Raw genomic sequence first — 18,318 nt, 5'->3', positions numbered from 1 at the left:
CGAGCCTGCAGCGCGGCGCGGCAGCGGCCCTTAGTCGGATGGATCCCGCGGCCGCTCCGGTTGTACTGCGCGACTACGCGCTGCTCGCCGACGGCGAGCGCGGCATCATCATCGGTCCGCACGGCGACCTGGTGTGGATGTGCTTCCCGCGCTGGCATGACCGCGCCCTGTTCAGCGCACTCATCGGTGGCGGCGGTTCGTACGCGGTCACGCCCATCGAGCGACACGTCTGGGGTGGCTACTACGAGCCCGGGTCGCTGATCTGGCGGAGCCGCTGGGTGACCAACAGAGCAACGATCGAATGCCGGGAGGCGCTAGCTCTGCCCTCCGCACCAAATCGCGCCGTGATCTTGCGTCGCATCGTCGCGTGCCAGGGCACAGCCCGCGTGCGCTGCACGCTGCGGACCCGCGCCGACTTCGGCACAGCCGCACCGCGCGCCGTCCGTCGCGAGGGCGATACCTGGGTGGTCGATCATGGCCACGTTCGGCTGCGCTGGGGGGGAGCCGGCAAGGCGCGGATGGTGAGAGGCGAGCGCGATACTCTCCAGCTTGACCTTGTCGTGCCCAACGGCTCCCATCACGACCTGGTCATGTCGGTGGAGGCAGGCGACACCGCAGAGGGACTGCCGGATGCCGGCGCGGCCTGGTCGGCGACGGAGGCAGCCTGGAAGAGCCGCATCCCCCGCTGTCGCAGTCGCTGGCACCGCGCGACGCCCAGCATGCCTGCGCCGTGATGCTGGGGCTCACCAGCGCCGCCGGAGGCATGGTCGCCGCGGCCACCACCTCGCTGCCGGAGCGGGCGCGGCAATCGACCAGCTACGACTACCGGTTCGCCTGGATTCGCGACCAGTGCTACGCCGGCCATGCGGCGTTGGCTGCCGGTGTTGACGAACTCGCTGACAGTGCGGTCGCCTTCGTCAGCGAACGACTGCTGGCGGACGGTCCCAATCTCAAGCCGGCGTACACCGTGGACGGGGGTCCGGTTCCCGACCAGCGTCGCCTCCACCTCCCGGGGTATCCCGGCGGCACCGACATCGTCGGCAACTGGGTGAACGGTCAGTTCCAGCTCGATGCGTGCGGCGAGACTCTGTTGCTGCTGGCGGGGGCAGCGAAACGCGACCGCCTTGACGTGGAAGGGTGGCGAGCTCTGGAGACAGCCGTGTCGGTCATCGAAGCGCGCTGGCAGGAGCCCGACGCGGGCATCTGGGAACTGGAGCCGCACCATTGGACGCACAGCCGGCTCAGCTGTGTTGCTGGCCTGCGCGCTGCCGCCAAGGTAGCCCCGACGTCGTCTGGGGCGACAGCAGCATGGATGGCGTTGGCCGATGCGATCCTCGCTCGCAGCGGGCACACCTCGGTGCGCGATGACGGTGCCTGGCAACGGGCGGAGGACGATCCGCGCGTTGACGCCGCCCTGTTGATCCCCACTGTTCGCGGCGCGGTGGCCTTGGATGACCCGCGGAGCAGGGCCACGCTTGCCGTGATCGAGCACGAGCTCGTTGAGGACGGATACGTGTACAGATTCCGGCACGACGCACGGCCACTCGGCGAGGCCGAGGGGGCGTTTCTCCTGTGCGGTTTCATGATGGCGCTGCGCAAACACGTCGCGGGTGACCCTGTCGGCGCTGTGCGCTGGTTCGAGCGCACGCGTGGCGCCTGTGGCCCTGCAGGGCTGTTCTGCGAGGAGTACGACGTCCGTGAGCGTCAGCTCAGGGGAAATCTCCCCCAGGCGTTCGTCCATGCCCTCCTGCTGGAGAGCGCCATCACCCTGGCGACGTGAATGCTGCCGCCAGACCAGTTGAAGGTGAGCCGCAGCTCCCGTCGGGTAGTCGTCCGCAGCGCGTCACACCTGTGACGCCTGACCACTAGGACCCGGACCCAGGGGGCGAGGGGTAGGTTATCCGGCAGTTCTCGACCCGCGCGAAGCTGGTCAACGCGTGAGGCCTTGAGCTGTTGGCACCGATGATGTGCTGGATGCGATGGCCCCGCACCGTGAGCGCATCGGCGATCAAAGATCGGTGGCAGCGCCAGGGAACGGCCTCGGCGCACATGATTGCGCTGCGCTGGTGACCGGCCAGCTCGATCAGGCCGTCGACGGCAGTCTGAAACTCGACGGTGAGCATGTAGTCGGCGTAGCCGCGAAAGCTGGCGTTCCGCCAGCCTCTGTTCTCTGAAGCGGACTTCGTCTTTCGCAACCCGCCAAGTGCGGGCAGGTGCTGATACTGCAGCCGTGCTTCGGCGAGCGTCGCGGGCAGTACGTCCAAGTTGAATTGCGGATTGAATCGCGATCGAGGCACCGTCCGCACATCGAGGACCGTCTCGATCGCGTGCTCGCGGAGCAGGCCGATGAACTCGATGATTGGTCGCGTCGAGTGTCCGATTGTGTGCATGAAGGTCTCTGGACCGTCCAGCCTGTCCATCGGCCGAAATCCGTGGCACGGACGGCCCTGCTCGGCCATGGCGGACTCCTCTGAACCGACGTCGTCCATCACTTTTGACCGCAGCGGCACGGTCTACTGGCGTCACGGTGAACCGGCCGCGTCACGCGGCAAGTTCGCGGCCGACCAAGGCCACCAGATCCTTCATCGGAACGGTCTTTGCCAGTGGGGTTACCATGCGGAGCTTTCCTACCGCCAGCATCGGCTCACCCATCAAATCGCCGTTGGTCAAGACGACAATCGGAATGTCGCCGTATGCCGGCTGCGCCCGCACGCTGAGGCAGAATTCCAGTCCATCGAGACGCGGCATCCTCATGTCCGTCACAATCGCCACCGGTCGGCGAGCGGCGAGGTGTGCCAAGCCGTCGATTCCGTCAACCGCAGCGCTGACCTCGAGTCCGTACCTGGAGAGGCCGATGGTGAGGAACTCGCGGAAGCTCGGATCATCGTCAATGACCAGAATCAACGAATGATCGACGGGCGCGGTCGGCGGAGGCGCCAAGGCGGATCCGCGTCGGGCACTCGGGGACGTCGCCGCGGTGCTCACCGTCGGCGCGGGGGCCTGAGCATCGTGGTACCTCACGCAGCGTTCAGCAGACGCAGCCGCCTGCAGCCCGTCCATGATCGTTACTTCACTGGAGTGGCGTCGGTGCGTCAGCGAACATGCGGGGACGCGCACTGTGCCTCTGCGATGGTCTCCCTTCCGAGATACCCTCGCGGGGAGATGGCGTAGGTGCGCTAGGGGACGGAACAGTTGATGGCGGTGGGACCATGGTTGGGGTGCCCGTGCGCGCTTCGGCCTCGCGGCAACGGACCCGTTGACACGGACGCCTACCTGCCCGTACCCCGCGCCAGATTCGGCGTGAGCAGCGGGCGCCGAATGACACATAAGGGGCGGGGTCGTGAAGAAGACATTCGATGTTGTCGTGATCGGGACAGGGGAGGCCGGCTCGACGGTGGCCGCGGGGTGCCGGGCGGCCGGCAAGAATGTGGCGATCGTTGATTCGCGGCCCTTCGGAGGCACGTGCGGTCTGCGCGGCTGTGACCCCAAGAAGGTGCTGGTGGGCGCGGCCGAAGTCGTCGACCGACAGCACCGCATGGTGGGCCGAGGAGTCGTTGGCGATGTGCACATCGACTGGGCCGAGCTGATCCGCTTCAAGGCCACATTCACCGACCCGTTCCCCAAACAACGGGAGGACGGCTTCCTGCAAGCCGGCGTCGAGACATTCCATGGCCGTGCCCGCTTTGTCGACCAGAACTCGATAGCAGTGGGAGACGACGTCCTGGAAGGCACCCACGTGGTGGTCGCAACGGGCGCGTGGCCCGCCACCCTACACATCGACGGCGAAGAGCATCTCACTCGCAGCGATCAGTTCCTGACATGGAGCAGCTGCCCGACCGGATCATCTTTGTCGGCGGAGGCTACATCGCCTTCGAGTTCGGCCACATCGCCGCCCGCGCTGGGGCGGCGGTCACCATCCTGCACCAGGGGGCGCGCCCGCTCGAGCACTTCGACCCGGACCTGGTGGCGAAGCTGCTGGAGCGCACCCGTGCCCTCGGCATCGACGTGCGCACCGGCACGAAGGTCGAGGGCATCGGCGGACACCCGGGGCACTTCAACGTCATCACCTCGATGGATTCCAGTTCTTCGAAGGTGTTCGAGGCGGAGTTGGTTGTCCACGCGGCCGGTCGCGCGGCCGAGCTCGACGACCTCGACCTGCCAACTGCCGGGGTTGAGTTCGATCCTCGTGGGGTGACGGTGAACCGCCACCTGCAGAGCGTTTCCAACCCGGCCGTGTACGCAGCCGGCGACGCCGCCAACAGCGGAGGCTTGCCGGAGACCCCCTTCGCCGATTACGAGGGCAGCGTGGTGGCCCGGAACATCCTGGAGGGAAACCAACACACAGCCGACTACCTCGGCATGGCCAGCGTGGTCTATTCGATCCCCGCCCTGGGCGCTGTGGGTCTCACCGAGGAGGAGGCGCACGCCAAGGGTCTGAACTTCATCGTCAACCAGGCCGACACCTCCGGCTGGTACTCGGCGCGCCGGGTCGCCGAGCCGGCGTCGATGTACAAGGTGCTGATCGAGAAGGGCAGCGGCAGAATCCTCGGAGCGCACCTGCTCGGTCCCGAGGCCGACGAGTTCTCCAACATTTTTGCCCTCGCCATCCGAGCGGACGTCAGGGCGGACGCTCTCAAGGAGACGCTGTTCGTCTATCCGACCCAGGCTTCCAACATTGCATCGATGCTGTAGCAGTCGCAGTAGGGAAGGAAGAACGGCTGACGGCGTGTTACCGCTGGAACACGTCGGGCGGCGCCGGTCTTCCGGAATTCTCACAGTGCGGTCGCCTGGCCGCCACCGGATCAGCGTTCTCAGCAGAGGAGGTGCGTGATGACCGAGACCAAGAGGAGTGCGCACTGCGTCTGGGCGGGTGATCTCGTGGGCGGAGAGGGGACGCTGACCGTGGGCAGCGGCGCGCTGACCGAGCAGCCCGTCACCTGGGCCTCGCGCGTGGAGAAGCCCGACGGCAGGACCAGTCCCGAGGAGTTGCTCGCGGCCGCCCAGGCAGCCTGCTTTGCGATGGCGCTCTCGCTCGTCCTCGGCCAGCGCTCCGCGCAAGCCGAACAGCTCGTCGTCGAAGCGACCTGCACCCTCGAACTGCAGGGAGCGCCGCGGATCACGGCGATGGATATTGACGTGCGAGGGGTGATCCCCGACCTGGATGGCGAATCGTTTCAGCACGCTGTCGCCGCAGCGGCCCAGCTCTGCCCGGTTGCCAACGCGTTGCGGCGGAGTGTCCGGATCAACGTGACCGCCCACTGGCGGAAAACGCCGATCCACGCGTAGGCCGCTCACGCACCAGTGCTCGCGCGCGCCTGGCTTTGGCAGCACCTTGAGTCCATCGGAGAGGCGTCCTGAATCGGTCGTGGCTGCGCACCGCGAGAAGCGACCTCAGGCTTCAGCCCGACCCGATTCCCACAGGCCCCATCGGATGTCCCTGAGAATGCCCGGCATGAGCAACGTCGCGGTGGTGCGCAGCGGCGCGCCGACAGATGGGCTGACAGCGGGGTAGTCGAAAGGCGTCCGCGCGACCCTGCGCGACATCGGCGGAGGCTTCGGCGACGCGCCGCTGCTGATTCCCCTGGCGGTGGCCCTGGTCACCATCAATCACCTCAACGCGACCGCCGTCTTCGTGGGAGCTGGCGTGCTGTACATCACTGTGGCGTACCTGCACCGTCTCCCGATCCCCGTGCAGCCTCTGAAGGCGGTCAGCGCGATCGCCATCAGCGCGGGGCTGGGACCCTCAGGCATCGCCGCCGCCGGTCTGATGATCGGAGCGCTGTTCATGGGGCTGTCCCTGAGTGGACTGGCCGACCGGTTGCGCGTCGTCTTCATCCCCGCGGTGGTTCGCGGGATTCAGCTGTCGGTCGGCATTCTTCTGGTCCGCACCGCCTGGGACGAGATGGTGCGTTCGGGACAGTTCAGCTTCCGCCTCTCCGGCGGGGTGGAGGGGCCCCTCATCGGCATGACCGTGGCGCTGGTGGTGGCCGCTGCGGTGTGGCGGCGCATTCCGGGTATCCCGGTCGCCCTGCTCGCTGTGGGGCTGCTGGTCGGCGCCCTGTTCGGACTCCACCACTCTGGCCCACTGACGCTCGGGCCGGAGCCGCTCAGGCTGGAGGGCCCGAGTGGTGGGCAGTTCGCGGTTGCGTTGTGGACGCTTGCTCTGCCTCAGCTGGCGCTCTCGCTCGGCAACAGCCTGATGGCCACGTCATCGGCTGCGGTGTCCTACTTCGGCCAGCAGGGGCGTTCGGTGACCCCCGGCCGGCTGGCTCTGTCGATGGGTGTCGCCAACCTGATCGTCTCGCCGCTTGGTGGAATGCCGATGTGCCACGGGGCGGGCGGCCTCACCGCTCACGTGCGCATGGGCGCGCGGACCGGCCGCGCCACCGCGGTCTACGGTGGAGTCCTGGTGGTGCTGGGGCTGGTGGGTGGGGCCGCGGCGCCGACCCTCCTGGCGGTGCTGCCTGCCTGCATCCTCGCTGGCCTGCTGCTGTTCGTCGGCGTGATGCACGCCACCCTGATTGCCGAGTTGCGCACCAGGCGGGAGCTGGCCATCGCGCTCTTCATCGGTGCCGTGTCGGCTCTCACCGGCAACATCACCGCGGGGGTGGTCGCCGGGCTCCTCGTCGTCGGACTCTTCGCCATCATCCGGCACGGGGCCGATCAGGCAGGCTGATGGCTCAGCGCCCTGACTGGTCTCGCCCTGCCGCGGCCGCTCGCCCCGAGGGTCCCCGGCACCGCGAGCTTCGACGACAGCCGCGGCGTCCGTGCTTTGATGATGGAGCCATGGTGAGCGTGACCCGGACGCCGACCACGCTGGTAAGCGTGGACGAGGCGCGCCGCACCCTCCTTGGGCTGGTCTCGCCGCTCGGCGCCGAGGATGTGGCACTCGATGAGGCCCTGGGACGGGTCCTTGCCGAAGACGTGGTCGCCGCGACGGATCTGCCAGGGATCGACAACTCAGCCATGGACGGCTACGCAGTTGCCAGTCGCGATGTGTCCCGCGCACGGAGTGACGCACCGGTGATCCTCGCGCTGGGCGCCGAGAGCCGCGCCGGCCACCCCCCGCCGCCCCACCAGCCGCGAACGGCGACGGTGATCACAACTGGTGCCCCTGTGCCCAGTGGCGCCGATGCCGTGGTCCCCGTCGAGGACACCCTGCGGACCGGAAGGCGGGTGCAGATCAGGACGGTGCCGGTGACGGGCGCGTACGTCCGCCGGCGCGGCCACGACGTCCGGCAGGGCACGGTCGTGGCCTCGGCCGGGACGAGATTGCGCAGCGTGGATATCGGCGTCTGCGCGGCTGCAGGGCGCGCGCAGGTGTCGGTGGCGGTCCGGCCCCGCGTCGCTCTTCTCAGCAGCGGGGACGAGCTGGTCCCACCCGGAAGCACTCCGCTGCCGCACCAGGTGACCGACGTCAACAGCAGCATGCTCGCGGCGGCCGTTCGCGAGGCGGGTGGATGCGTGACCCACACGGACGTCATCGCCGACGACCGTTCAGCGGTGACGAGCGCGCTCATCCGTGCGGGCGAGCGGGCCGACCTCATCGTCAGCAGCGCGGGGGTCAGCATGGGTGGCCACGACCACCTCCGCGAGTGCGTCGCCGCGTTGGGTGCGGTCGATGTCTGGAAGGTGGCGATGCGGCCGGGCAAGCCGATCGTCATCGGGCGCGTCGTCAAGACGCCCTTCATCGGGCTCCCCGGCAACCCCGTCAGCAGTGCGGTGACGTTCTTGCTCTTCGCGCGTGCCGCGATCCTCGCCATGCAAGGCGCCGAAGAGCTGCAGCCCCCGGTCTTCCCGGCAATCCTTGGTGACTCCTTTCACACACCCGCACACCTGGAGACGTACGTCCGGGTTCGCCTCCGTCGCGATGGTAAAAATCTTGTCGCCACCTCGAGCGGTGGCCAAGGCTCCGACATGATGCACGCGCTCAGTGGGGCGGATGCGTTGGCGCTGATCCCCGCAGGGCTCGCCGAAGCAATGGTGGGCACGCCGGTAGGAGTGATGGTTCTCCCATGACCAGCGCCGCCTCCCCCGTGCTCGTCGACGGTCTGGACCGCCCTCTCCGCGAGGTGCGCATCTCCGTGACCGATCGCTGCAACTTCCGCTGCACCTACTGCATGCCGCGTTCGAGGTTCGGGCCAGGGCATGCGTTTCTGCCGCGCTCCCAGATCATGACAGTCGCGGAGATCATCCGCCTGGCACGCATTCTGGTGCGGCTCGGGGTGCGCAAGGTCCGCCTCACCGGTGGTGAGCCGCTGCTTCGGCCTGATCTCGAGGAGATCATCGAAGGCATCTGCTCTGCAGGCGCGCTGGACGTCGCACTGACCAGCAACGGCGCCTTGCTGGCACCACGCGCCCAGCGGTTGAAAGACGCCGGTCTGCATCGCCTCACGGTCAGCCTCGACACGTTGGATCCGCAGTTGCATCGAGGCATCAGCGACAGCGGTGTGGCGCTACAGACCGTGCTCTCGGGACTCTCCGCCGCCAGGGCCGCCGGCTTCGGCCCGATCAAGCTCAACGCCGTCATCCGCCGTGGCCTCAATGTCACGTCGATCCTGCCGCTCGTCGAATTCGCGCGCGAGCACGGCGATATCATGCGGTTCATCGAGTTCATGGACGTCGGCGAGAGCAACGGCTGGAAGCGGTCTGAGGTTGTTGGCGGTGCGGAGATCCTGGCGGTCATCGCCGCTCGGCATCCGCTGGAACCCATCGCCGATGGCACGGTAGGCCAGGTGGCACGCCGCCACCGCTTTCTGGATGGCCGGGGTGAGATCGGCGTCATTACATCGGTGACCGAGCCGTTCTGTGGTGGCTGCACTCGCTTGCGGCTGAGCGCGGATGGCCGATTCCACACCTGCCTCTTCGCTACAGCGGGGAACGATGTCCTCAGCCTGCTGCGTACAGGCTCAGACGACGCCGCGATCGCGGCCTTCATCAGCCGTCTGTGGGTGGTGCGCACGGATCGCTACTCCGAGGAGCGTGCCACCGCGGAACGTCGCGACCCGCGCCTCGAGATGTCGTACATCGGCGGATGACTGGGTCCGCGCCGCCCCTCGAGATCCGGGTTCTCCTCTTCGGGATGCTGCGCGAACGCCTGCACGCCGCACGACTGTGTATTCACGAGCCCGTGGCCACGGTGAGCGAGCTCTGGGACGTGGTGACCACGGGCCGTCCAGACGTGGCGACCACGCGGGGCAGCGTCCGCTGCGCTTGCAATCTCGAGTACTGCCAGTGGGACGCTCCCCTGACCAACGGTGACGAGGTGGCGTTCATGCCGCCGGTCTGCGGAGGATAGCGATGGGGACGTCGGCGGGGGTCGTCGTCGACCTCGTCGAAGAGGCGATCAACGTCGCGGCGCTCCTCAACCATGTTGGAGAGGACGGCGACGGCGCGGTTGCCAGCTTCATCGGACGGGTGAGGAACCACAGCGACGGCGCTCCTGTACACCAGTTGGACTACCAGGCATACGGGCCCATGGCGCTGTCAGAAATGCGGCGCATCGCCATCGAGGCCCGCGATCGCTTTGGGCTCAGCGCCGTCACCGTGATCCACCGTGTCGGCGCGCTCCTCGTCGGCGAGGCGGCCGTCGTGGTCATCACTACCGCTCCGCACCGGGGCGCTGCCCTCGACGGCTGCCGGCAGATCATCGAAGCGGTGAAACGGGACGTGCCCATCTGGAAGCGGGAGCACGTCCCCGGTGGCGCCCGCTGGGTCGACGGGCGATGTGCCGTCCAGGCCGATGTCTGAACCCTCTCACGTCGCTGCCGACGGCACCGTACGGATGGTCGATGTCGGTGACAAGGGGGAGAGCGCTCGCTCTGCCAGCGCGCGTGCCGATGTCCGGTTTCACGCAGCGGCGACCCTGGACGTTCTGCGCAGCGGGCGCGCAGCCAAAGGAGACGTGCTCGCCACCGCGCGGATCGCCGGCATCATGGCCGCAAAGCGCACCCCCGATCTGATCCCCCTCTGCCATCCGTTGCGGCTCGACCATGTCGCCGTGGACTTCGCGTACCTCGATGATCCGCCGGGCCTGCGCATCACCGCTGCAGTCAGTTGCCGCGGGCCAACTGGTGTCGAGATGGAAGCGCTCACCGCTGCGGCGGTGGCGGCGCTCACCGTCATCGACATGCTCAAGGCCGCTGACCCCTGGATCACCGTGAGCGACATCCGCTTGTTGCAGAAGAGCGGTGGTCGGCATGGGCTCCGCGAACCCCCGCCCGAAATGATGCGCCCGTCCAGCTGATGTCGAGCACGACCGGACTGCTGTGCGCGGTGATCACCGTCAGCTCGAGCCGCGCCGCCGGTTCGGGGGCGGTAGACAGCAGCGGCGACCTGGTTGAGACACGCCTGCGCACACTCCCCGTAGCCGACATCGAGCGTCTCCTGGTCGCCGATGACGTCGATTCGATCCGCAACGCGTTGCTGCAGAGCTCAGCCGACCTCGTCGTGATCACGGGCGGGACCGGCATCGGGGCTGGCGACGTCACCCCGGAGGCGGTGCGTCCGATGCTCGATCGCGAACTGCCGGGAATGGGGGAGGCGATGCGTGCGGCGGGGCTGGCCAAGACTGCGCACGCCATGCTCTCGCGGCAACTCGGAGGCGTGCGTGGGCAGACCCTGGTGCTCGCGCTGCCCGGCAGCACCGCGGCATGCCGGGACTGCCTCGACGCAGTCTGGCCGGCACTGCCTCATGCACTCAGCCTGCTGCGACGAGGTGCCGAACCCTGACCATCCGCACCATCTGGCCGTGTCTAGCCCGTCGACGCTGATCGGACCTACACTGAGGAACGGGACGCTCACAAGGCAGCGCCCTCAACCGAGGAGTAGTCGATGGCCCGCCGCGTGCTCGTCCTGACCAATGAGGATCTGGCCGACGCCAACGAGGTTCCCGAAGCGATCAGACCGATCCTCGATGAGGCAGAGGCAGTCTACGTTGTTGCCCCGATATTGACGAGTTGGATGCAATGGCTCTCCGACGAGAGAGACAGCGCGCGAGCGGCTGCCGACCAACGCCTGCGGACGGTCTTTGATCACATGCGCGCGGACGGCCTCGAACCCCTTGGAACGGTTGGAGCCGAGAATCAAGTCACCGCGATTGCCGATGCGCTAGCTCAATTCGAAGCTGATCTGATCGTGGTGAGACTCCACGCCCCTGGCAGCGAACACGAGAATTGGCGCGAGCACCATGTAGCCGAGCAGTTGCGCTCGCACTTCGACCTGCCGACGATCGTGTTCTATTTCGACGACGAAGGGCAGATCGTGGAGCGCCAGGAGGCCTGACCAGCTCGTGTCAGCGGCTCCTGGAGGAATATGTCAGACGGGTGGGACTGCACCCGCCCACGACCAGTTATACGTGGCCAATGTCCCAGTCGCACGCGCAACGGCATGGGCTCGTGGCCATTTGTCTTCGTCTTCGTCGCGGTCATGATCGCCGCCGACCGATCTGACGTCCTCCATCACTTGTCACGGTGGCCTCAGACTGAGTCGGCGTGTCCTTCGGCACTCCGGTGATCAATCGTACCGGGCGATCGTAGAAGACATAGTTCCACGCCCAGTTGATCAGTACGACGGTCTTGCTGCGGAATGTGATGATGTAGGTCAGGTGCACCACCAGCCACATCAGCCATCCAACAAAGCCGGCTACCCTGATCGGGCCCAGCTGCACCACCGCCACGTTGCGCCCGACGGTCGCCATCGTTCCCTTGCCGCGGTAGCGGAAGGGCGTCGCGGAGCCACCATCGAGCAGCTGGATGATGTTGGCGGCGGCATGCTTCCCCTGCTGGATCGCGACCGGAGCAAGCATCGGCAGGGGCATGCGACCGTCCGCGAACTCGGCCAGGTCACCGATCACCTGCACCTCGCTGTGATTGGCCAGCTGCAGTGTGCGCTGTACGGGGACACGACCGGACCGTCGCAGCTGCCTGGAGAGGCTCTGGCCGAGAACGGACGCGCGGACACCCGCTGTCCAGATCACCGTCGCCGCCTCGATGAGCGTCCCGTCGTCGAGCGTCACGCCGCGCTCGTCGACGTGGGAGACGGTGCGCCCCAGCCGCAACTCCACGCTGCGGTGACGAAGAACGGAACTGGCCTTGGCAGCGAGTCGTGGATGGAACGACTCGAGCACTCGGGTCCTGCCCTCGACCACGATCACCCGCACTGGCCCGAAGTCCAGCCGCGGGAAGTCCTTGGGCAGAAGGTGCGAGAAGAGCTCGCTGAGCGCACCCGCGTACTCCACTCCGGTGGGCCCGGCTCCGGCGATGACAAATGTGAGCAGGCGGCGGCGCTCACGCTCGTCGGCGCACCCCGCGGCCATCTCGAAGTGCGAAAGGACGGCGCCACGCAATGTGAGCGCGTCGTCGAGCCCCTTGAGGCCACGCGTGTGGCTGGCGATGTCGTCGCGCCCGTAATGATCCGTGGCGGCACCCGCGGCCACGACGAGATAGTCGTAGGGGATATCGCCGCCGCTCGCGCGCACCACCTGCTCAGCGAGATCTATTGCCCGCACCTCGGTCATCTGTACGTCGGCGTTAGGCTGACCTCGAAGAATCGTGCGAATCGGGTGTGCGATCTCTGACGGGTCGAGCAACCCGGAGGCGACCTGGTAGAGGAGCGGCTGGAAGAGGTGGTAGTTGTGCCTGTCCACGAGCAGCACGTCGGCCTCCGCGTGCCGTAAGGCGCGAGCCGCGCTGATGCCGCCGAAACCGGCGCCGATGATGACCACCCGTGGCCGCGTCATGTTCCCGACACATCCTCCGCCTACAAGGGTAGCGCTGTACTCACCGCCCCCACCGGCACCCGCGAGCGGCTCGAGTCGAAGTGAGGTGCCGAACTGCAGATGGTGGCGCCGTAGCTGGGGGTCGTGTCGGTGCGCCAGCGGACATGGGACTCCACGGTGACGGCCCGCCAATGTGCTGCTTGTCCTGGCTGACCGCGGTCAATGCACCCAACTGGTTGACCACGGATCGCTCGAGGTCAGCGGTCAAGGAACTGCTGCCAGGTCAGCCTACCTTCGGCGTGCTCGGGGGTGAGCTGGTCGCGTGACTGCCAGGCGTCGAGCATCGGGTCGTGGACGACGCCAACACGGACCGAGGCGGGCAAGCCCCGCGTTTCTTGGTAGGCGCGGGCCATGTGCTCCAGGCTGAGCACCTCGGGGCCGCCGAGTAGGGCGATTCGACGTAAGGGTTGGCCGTCTGCCACGGCGACCAGACGCTCCGCGACCTCGTCGGCGTCCACCGGTTGCAAGAGCGTCCCGTCGGGAACCGTCAAAGTGCCGCGGTCGTCCACGAGCGACTGGAGGACGGACAGGGCGAAGCTGTGGAACTGGGTCGCCCGCACGATGCTCCAGGCCAAGCCGCTGCTCTCAACCTCTCGTTCGACGGCGCGCTTGGCGACGTAGTACGGGAGCCTGCTGTGCTCCACCCCGACGATGGACACGTAGACGAGCTTCGCCGCGTCGCCGCCCTCGCCGAGCGCGACGATGAGGCGGCGGGTGCCGGCCACGTCGGTCGCCATTGGATCGGAGGAATCAGAGGCGGCGTGAATAACGGTATCGATACCGGCGACCGCGCTGGTAAGTCCCTCTCCAGACGCGAGGTCGCCGACGACCTCCTCGACGCCGCGGGGCGCATCGGAACCACGGGTGCGGCTGAGGACGCGGATGGAGTGTCCCCTGGCGGCGAGATGCGCGACGATGCGCGCGCCCAGCCTCCCGGTTCCGCCAGTGACCAGCACGGAGGCCATGCTTGATTCCTTCAGCCTGTGTCTGACGTCCCCTGGTGGGGACGGTCTTGCCTGCTACACGGTATCCATTCTTGACCTCCTCGCCGCCCGTCACCGGCAGCACGAGCGTCAAACGTGACTCCGTGCCGTTCTGAGGAAACCCGCTACCGTGCGAGCTCTCGCGTTCCGAGCGGGCCTGCGTCAGACTGCCTACAACTCAGAAAACCTTCTCGTAACCAGCCCTGTCAAGGAATTGCCATGACGAACGGGTCAGCAGACACCCTTGGACATCCTTCGACGCCGGTCGTCTCCTTCGACTGGAAGGAACAACTGCGTTCGCTGCGCGCCGGCGACTCGTACCGGGCGGCGGACCAGGCGTCGAGGACACTGGCGAGCCACCCGACCTTCCGGGTCGTTCTCGTTGCGCTCAAGGCTCGTGGCCGTGTCGACGAGCACCACGCCGACTCGGTCATCAGCGTGCACTGCCTCGACGGTCAGATTCGCTTCGAGGTCGAGGGAGCAGCATACGAGCTCACCCCGGGCCAACTGCTCGTGGTCACCGAGCGATTGCCGCACAGCGTTGTTGCCCTGGATGAGTCGGCCTTCCTCCTCACCATCGGCGAACCGCACCACGATGAGCGCGCCGCTGCTGGAGAGTCGGTGGCGACCGATGGCTCGGATGAAGTTGGACACGTGGTTGCGCGCGCCGACACTGTCCCGTTCCACAGCGTGAGGGGTCTTGTTGTGGATGACACACCAGTTTGTCTCATCCGTGCTGACGATGGTCGCTTCTACGCACTCCGCGACAACTGCACCCACGAGGACTATCCGCTCAGCGACGGTGAGCTCGAGGACTGCACGGTCGAATGCCCTCGGCACGGCTCACGATTTGACATTCGCACCGGGGACGTGCTCAACCCGCCGGCGGTGGTCCCCGTCGAGACGTATCGTGTCGAGGTCGTCGACGGCGATGTCGTCGTCTGGGCGTCTGCCTGACGTTCCAACCCACAACGGCCAGGGTGACATCCTTCGGCCTCATCAGGGACAGCGCCTCGACATTCTGGATGTAACGACCGACGCCGCGCCCGGCCCGGAGGCTCGTGCGCACCATGGGTGCCCGCTCGCGCAGCCACGTCCTCCGCCACGCCTCACGGTGGCCGAGCAATTCGAAGCTGGCGGTATCCTCTAGCGATGCTACGAGCAATGGTGAGCCCCCAATTGTCCGGTCCGGCTTCCGTGACCGTGCCCTAGACCTCCTGTGCCCGAGCTTCCCGAGGTCGAGACCATGCGGCGCGGACTGCTCGCCACCGTGGCCAGCAAGCGCGTCGAGGGCGTCGATGTGCTCTGGGAGCGGTCATTCGACGCGCCGCAGTCGGTGATCGACCGTGTCGTGGTCGATCATCGAGTGGTCGGCATCGGCCGTCGCGGCAAGGTCCTGATCATCGACCTGGACGACGGGTTCCATCTGCTGCTGCATCCGCGGATGACCGGGCAGCTGGTGGTGACCGAGCACGGCAGCACGCGGTTCGCCGGCGGCCACCCCTCGCGCAGCATGCTGGCGCCTATGCCGAACGTGACCACGCGCGTGATCATCCGGCTCAGCGGCGACACCGTGCTGTTCGTCAACGACCAGCGGAAGTTCGCCCGGATCACACTGGTGGATACGCCGGCGCTTCTCGCTGATCCGTTCCTCAAGCGGCTTGGCCCGGAGCCGCTCAGCGAGGCGTTCAACGTGGCGGACTTCCGCGAACAGCTCAGGCGCCATGCTCGTGCCCCCATCAAAGCGGTGATCCTCGATCAGACGACGGTGGCCGGGGTGGGCAACATCTATGCCGACGAGTCACTCCACCTGGCGCGAATCCATCCCCAGCGGCCCGCGGGAACGCTGAGCGCCGCCACAGTGACCCGATTGCATCACGCCATCCGGGCAGTCCTCAGTGCCGCGGTCGAGGATGGCGGCACCAGCTTCGAGGACTACGCCAACGTCTTTCGGGGCCGGGGCAGTCACCTTACCGGCGCGCGACTGTTCCGCCGCCAGGCGCAGCCCTGCCTGGTCTGTGGAACGTGCATCCGCCGGACCCGCGTCGCAGGACGGGGCACGAACCACTGTCCTCGTTGCCAGCGCTCGCAGTGACCGGCGGCCTCGCGCGGGACGGCCCACGCTAACGGCCGAATCACGAGCGTCGAATGCGGTCCGGTCCCATCTGGCTCGTGTCAGATCTGGTCGCGGTACCCGAAAAATTCGTGGTCTTCCTGGTAGCCGCCGAACCCGGCGAAGCGTTCTGAGAAGTGGTGAACGAACTCGATCTCGCTGATCCACTTGACGTGTTTGAAGCCGAGCTGGTTCTCGACCCGCAGGCGCAGCGGACCACCGTGCAGGATCGGCAGCCGCGCGCCGTTCATTTCGTAGGCGAGCAGACTCTGGGGGTGGCGCATGTCCTCGATGCTGTGAGAGTCGTAATAGGTGCCGCCGCGGCCACCCTCGGCGAACGAGTAGAACATCACCCACCGCGCGTCGAGTTGAGGTCGGACCAGATCGATCAGCGCGGAGAACGGCAGGCCGCCCCATTCGGCGATACCGGACCAGCCCTGGATGCAGTTGTGCATGGTGATCTGCTCCTGCTTGGCCATCTCCTGCAGGTCATTCAGGGACAGTTCCACGGGGTGCTCGACAAGCCCGTGCACCTTGAGGCGGTAGCTGCGAAAGTCGTTGGCGCATAACTCGTCCCACTCGCGCCCCTCGGGCAGCCGACTGTGGTTGGGCCAGAAGTACGGACTGATGTCCTTGCGCTGGTATTGCACCTTGGGAGCGAACCTGTCGAAGAGCAGGTTCATTCCCCGACCCACCGTCGCATTGGAGACCCGTTGCAGGACGCGGGTGTGAGTCCAGGACAAGCGGACAGCCCAGACATTGAAGCCGACCACCAGGATGAGCACCAGCAACCAGATGCCGAAACCGTTCAGGTCGTTGCGGTTGACACCCAGGGTGATGTCGTTGAGATTGGGCGCGAAGCCGGTCAGCGCGACCAGAGTCATGTGGCCGATGAAGAAGAGCACGAACGAGAGCATCACCAGGAGGTGGAGCGAGCGGGCGATCTGGCGGTTGCCGAACAGCCGCGCGTACCAGCGGTAGCGATTGTCGAGGGCCGGTGACATCGCCAGGCCGGTGAGGATCGCCAGTGGTCCGAGCACGAAGATGACCGCGAAGTAGCTCAGCTGTTGCAACGCGTCGTAGCGGAAGAACCCGATCGACCCCTGCGGCAGGTGCAGGCTCAGGTAGGTGACCGCACACGAGGCCGCCTCAGGGAACAGCGACAGGTGGGTGGGCAGCAGCCGATTCACCCAGGGTGTGGCGAAGAAGAACACCACATAGACCACGCCGGTGATCACAAAGAGGATGTCAAAGATGAAGTGCCAATGCCTCGCCACCCCAATTGTGTGACGCCCCCCGGGCAGCCCGACAAGCGGGCTGAGCATGATCGCGTCCTGCTTGGCGGTCCACACCACGTCGCTGGGAACCGGACCGCGAAAGCGCAGCCACTCCCGTCCCGGTGTGCAGTGGACCTTCAAATAAAGCCGCGGGTGATCGCAGAGAATCTGCAGGCCGGAGCGCACGATGATGATCAAGAAGAAGAAGGTGAGCAGGTGGGTCCAGCGTACGAAGGCGGGGACACCCGCGGGCACGGGCGGGTCGTGCGGGATGCAGGGATACTGCGCCATCAGCGCCCGCCCCGCCGGGCTGCCCGCGTACAGCTTGGCGGCGAGCACGATCAGCACGCCCGCGGCGGTGAGGATCGGGATCGCCCACCACACCGAGACGAATCGGCCGCGCACCCGCATGTGCACTCGGCCGAGCGACATGCGCGGCTCGGCTTGCTCGTGATCCAGCAGCGCCGTGTGGCGGAACTCGTCCTGCAGTTGGGCCTCGTTCGGGACTGGCCGGCGCAGATCGTCCGTTGGCGGTTGGTCGCTCACGCGTCAACGCTCACGGGCGCGGCCAACCCGGCGGAGGCCGGCGGCCGCGTGCCGGACTATTCCAGAGTTTCGAATGCCAGAGGCTGGCCCGCGCGGGGAACGGCTTGGCCGAATGCCACGATGTGCTGCCAAGCGCCAGATCATGTCTGAGACTCCACGGCCCGCGCACCTCGCACGCCGAGGATCATCGTCCGATCAGGACTCTGTGGCGAGCCGCGCGCTCTGAGCGGCGCGCATCCGCTGAAGGCAGATGAACGCGCCTCCTGGCGGGGTTGGCGCAATAGGTAGATGCCGGTGGGAGGACGTGACGACCGCGGAGCTACGGGGAAGGAGCGTTCTCAGCGCGCGCGAACGCAGGAAACGACCTCCCGGGTATCTGCTGACGAGCCGCAAGCGGTCTCCGCTCTCGCTCCTCCGGGGGCGCGGGGCCTGGTCGGACCGCGGGCTCAAGCACTCGGCTGGCGCAGCTCCAGCGAGACCTGGCCATCCGCCTCGCGGACAGTGAAGGTGGGCTGGGGGAAGGTCGCGGGGCCTCGCAGAGCCTGTCCCGTGTCGATACGGAACCGGGATCCGTGCCAGGGGCAGGTCACGACCCCGTCCTCGAGCGGACCCTCATGGAGA

At 67.1% G+C, this 18,318-nt stretch carries 18 protein-coding genes and 2 pseudogenes; 14 read left to right on the top strand and 6 right to left on the bottom strand.

Translation table 11 applies throughout. The annotated features are described in order from the left end of the window. Positions 1-38: 38 nt before the first annotated feature. Positions 39-1,780: pseudogene (locus JF886_RS03745) on the top strand (glycoside hydrolase family 15 protein). 85 nt (positions 1,781-1,865) lie between these two features. On the opposite strand, the gene JF886_RS03740 reads toward JF886_RS03745, so the two are convergent. Together JF886_RS03740 and JF886_RS03735 are read right to left on the bottom strand one after the other, a co-directional pair. Continuing rightward, on the bottom strand, positions 1,866-2,420 hold the full coding sequence (locus JF886_RS03740; protein WP_337309750.1) for a DUF488 domain-containing protein: 555 nt from the start codon (positions 2,418-2,420) through the stop codon (positions 1,866-1,868). Between the two features lie 121 nt (positions 2,421-2,541). Beyond that, entirely contained in the window at positions 2,542-2,940 is a 399-nt protein-coding gene (locus tag JF886_RS03735; protein WP_337309747.1) for a response regulator, read from the bottom strand. A gap of 400 nt (positions 2,941-3,340) precedes the next feature. Here JF886_RS03735 and JF886_RS03730 point away from each other — a divergent pair. From JF886_RS03730 to JF886_RS03680, 11 genes and pseudogenes are all read left to right on the top strand, one after another. After that, a pseudogene (locus tag JF886_RS03730) lies at positions 3,341-3,745 on the top strand (FAD-dependent oxidoreductase); the annotation flags it as partial. A 74-nt stretch (positions 3,746-3,819) separates the two neighbouring features. Further along, a complete protein-coding gene (locus JF886_RS03725; protein ID WP_337309746.1) occupies positions 3,820-4,692 on the top strand; it encodes an FAD-dependent oxidoreductase in 873 nt (290 codons plus the stop codon). A 138-nt stretch (positions 4,693-4,830) separates the two neighbouring features. After that, positions 4,831-5,286 (top strand): OsmC family peroxiredoxin, encoded by a 456-nt coding sequence (locus JF886_RS03720; protein WP_337309744.1) that lies wholly within the window; start codon positions 4,831-4,833, stop codon positions 5,284-5,286. Between the two features lie 247 nt (positions 5,287-5,533). Further along, positions 5,534-6,676 (top strand): putative sulfate/molybdate transporter, encoded by a 1,143-nt coding sequence (locus JF886_RS03715; protein WP_337309774.1) that lies wholly within the window; start codon positions 5,534-5,536, stop codon positions 6,674-6,676. A 113-nt stretch (positions 6,677-6,789) separates the two neighbouring features. Continuing rightward, positions 6,790-8,019, top strand: a complete 1,230-nt coding sequence (locus tag JF886_RS03710; protein ID WP_337309742.1) for a molybdopterin molybdotransferase MoeA — start codon at positions 6,790-6,792, stop codon at positions 8,017-8,019. Beyond that, positions 8,016-9,038 carry a GTP 3',8-cyclase MoaA gene (gene moaA / locus JF886_RS03705; RefSeq protein ID WP_337309740.1) on the top strand — a complete coding sequence of 341 codons (1,023 nt, stop codon included), beginning with the start codon at positions 8,016-8,018 and terminating at the stop codon, positions 9,036-9,038. The genes JF886_RS03710 and moaA overlap by 4 nt, the downstream gene beginning before the upstream one ends. Beyond that, complete coding sequence (locus JF886_RS03700; protein ID WP_337309738.1) at positions 9,035-9,298, top strand: MoaD/ThiS family protein; 264 nt, start codon at positions 9,035-9,037, stop codon at positions 9,296-9,298. Before moaA ends, JF886_RS03700 begins: the two co-directional genes overlap by 4 nt. A 2-nt stretch (positions 9,299-9,300) precedes the next feature. Further along, the gene (locus JF886_RS03695; RefSeq protein WP_337309736.1) at positions 9,301-9,750 is read left to right on the top strand and encodes a molybdenum cofactor biosynthesis protein MoaE; all 450 of its coding nucleotides are present in this window, start codon (positions 9,301-9,303) and stop codon (positions 9,748-9,750) included. Then, on the top strand, positions 9,743-10,246 hold the full coding sequence (moaC, locus tag JF886_RS03690) for a cyclic pyranopterin monophosphate synthase MoaC (RefSeq protein ID WP_337309734.1): 504 nt from the start codon (positions 9,743-9,745) through the stop codon (positions 10,244-10,246). Before JF886_RS03695 ends, moaC begins: the two co-directional genes overlap by 8 nt. Continuing rightward, positions 10,246-10,731 carry a MogA/MoaB family molybdenum cofactor biosynthesis protein gene (locus tag JF886_RS03685; RefSeq protein ID WP_337309732.1) on the top strand — a complete coding sequence of 162 codons (486 nt, stop codon included), beginning with the start codon at positions 10,246-10,248 and terminating at the stop codon, positions 10,729-10,731. Before moaC ends, JF886_RS03685 begins: the two co-directional genes overlap by 1 nt. A gap of 102 nt (positions 10,732-10,833) precedes the next feature. Next, positions 10,834-11,283: a putative universal stress family protein gene (locus tag JF886_RS03680; protein WP_337309730.1), complete on the top strand. Its 450-nt coding sequence runs from the start codon at positions 10,834-10,836 to the stop codon at positions 11,281-11,283. A 142-nt stretch (positions 11,284-11,425) separates the two neighbouring features. Here the strand turns inward: JF886_RS03680 and JF886_RS03675 are convergent, their stop codons facing one another. Both JF886_RS03675 and JF886_RS03670 read right to left on the bottom strand, forming a co-directional pair. After that, positions 11,426-12,739 (bottom strand): NAD(P)/FAD-dependent oxidoreductase, encoded by a 1,314-nt coding sequence (locus JF886_RS03675; RefSeq protein ID WP_337309728.1) that lies wholly within the window; start codon positions 12,737-12,739, stop codon positions 11,426-11,428. Between the two features lie 236 nt (positions 12,740-12,975). Beyond that, positions 12,976-13,743: an SDR family oxidoreductase gene (locus JF886_RS03670; protein ID WP_337309726.1), complete on the bottom strand. Its 768-nt coding sequence runs from the start codon at positions 13,741-13,743 to the stop codon at positions 12,976-12,978. Between the two features lie 237 nt (positions 13,744-13,980). Here JF886_RS03670 and JF886_RS03665 point away from each other — a divergent pair, with 237 nt between their 5' ends. Together JF886_RS03665 and mutM are read left to right on the top strand one after the other, a co-directional pair. Then, positions 13,981-14,718 (top strand): Rieske 2Fe-2S domain-containing protein, encoded by a 738-nt coding sequence (locus JF886_RS03665; RefSeq protein ID WP_337309724.1) that lies wholly within the window; start codon positions 13,981-13,983, stop codon positions 14,716-14,718. Between the two features lie 262 nt (positions 14,719-14,980). After that, positions 14,981-15,856: a bifunctional DNA-formamidopyrimidine glycosylase/DNA-(apurinic or apyrimidinic site) lyase gene (mutM, locus tag JF886_RS03660; protein WP_337309722.1), complete on the top strand. Its 876-nt coding sequence runs from the start codon at positions 14,981-14,983 to the stop codon at positions 15,854-15,856. An 80-nt stretch (positions 15,857-15,936) separates the two neighbouring features. Here the strand turns inward: mutM and JF886_RS03655 are convergent, their stop codons facing one another. Next, positions 15,937-17,697: a molybdopterin-dependent oxidoreductase gene (locus JF886_RS03655; protein ID WP_337309720.1), complete on the bottom strand. Its 1,761-nt coding sequence runs from the start codon at positions 17,695-17,697 to the stop codon at positions 15,937-15,939. Positions 17,698-18,143: 446 nt separating this feature from the next. Further along, on the bottom strand, positions 18,144-18,318 hold a 175-nt coding region (locus tag JF886_RS16750), incomplete at its 5' end, for a Rieske (2Fe-2S) protein (protein ID WP_502711386.1).

The organism is Candidatus Aeolococcus gillhamiae (assembly GCF_016464765.1).
Lineage (GTDB): Bacteria > Chloroflexota > Dormibacteria > Aeolococcales > Aeolococcaceae > Aeolococcus > Aeolococcus gillhamiae.
Note: the sequence above shows the minus strand (reverse complement) of the source record. Positions and strands in the feature narration are given on the sequence as shown.

Bases quoted from the DNA above. Each gene is read 5' to 3' on its own strand.
- JF886_RS03740 (WP_337309750.1), bottom strand. From the start codon at position 2,420: ATGGACAGGCTGGACGGTCCAGAGACCTTCATGCACACAATCGGACAC.
- JF886_RS03725 (WP_337309746.1), top strand. From the start codon at position 3,820: ATGGAGCAGCTGCCCGACCGGATCATCTTTGTCGGCGGAGGCTACATC.
- JF886_RS03720 (WP_337309744.1), top strand. From the start codon at position 4,831: ATGACCGAGACCAAGAGGAGTGCGCACTGCGTCTGGGCGGGTGATCTC.
- moaA (WP_337309740.1), top strand. From the start codon at position 8,016: ATGACCAGCGCCGCCTCCCCCGTGCTCGTCGACGGTCTGGACCGCCCT.
- JF886_RS03700 (WP_337309738.1), top strand. From the start codon at position 9,035: ATGACTGGGTCCGCGCCGCCCCTCGAGATCCGGGTTCTCCTCTTCGGG.
- JF886_RS03695 (WP_337309736.1), top strand. From the start codon at position 9,301: ATGGGGACGTCGGCGGGGGTCGTCGTCGACCTCGTCGAAGAGGCGATC.
- moaC (WP_337309734.1), top strand. From the start codon at position 9,743: ATGTCTGAACCCTCTCACGTCGCTGCCGACGGCACCGTACGGATGGTC.
- JF886_RS03685 (WP_337309732.1), top strand. From the start codon at position 10,246: ATGTCGAGCACGACCGGACTGCTGTGCGCGGTGATCACCGTCAGCTCG.
- JF886_RS03680 (WP_337309730.1), top strand. From the start codon at position 10,834: ATGGCCCGCCGCGTGCTCGTCCTGACCAATGAGGATCTGGCCGACGCC.
- JF886_RS03675 (WP_337309728.1), bottom strand. From the start codon at position 12,739: ATGACGCGGCCACGGGTGGTCATCATCGGCGCCGGTTTCGGCGGCATC.
- JF886_RS03670 (WP_337309726.1), bottom strand. From the start codon at position 13,743: ATGGCCTCCGTGCTGGTCACTGGCGGAACCGGGAGGCTGGGCGCGCGC.
- JF886_RS03665 (WP_337309724.1), top strand. From the start codon at position 13,981: ATGACGAACGGGTCAGCAGACACCCTTGGACATCCTTCGACGCCGGTC.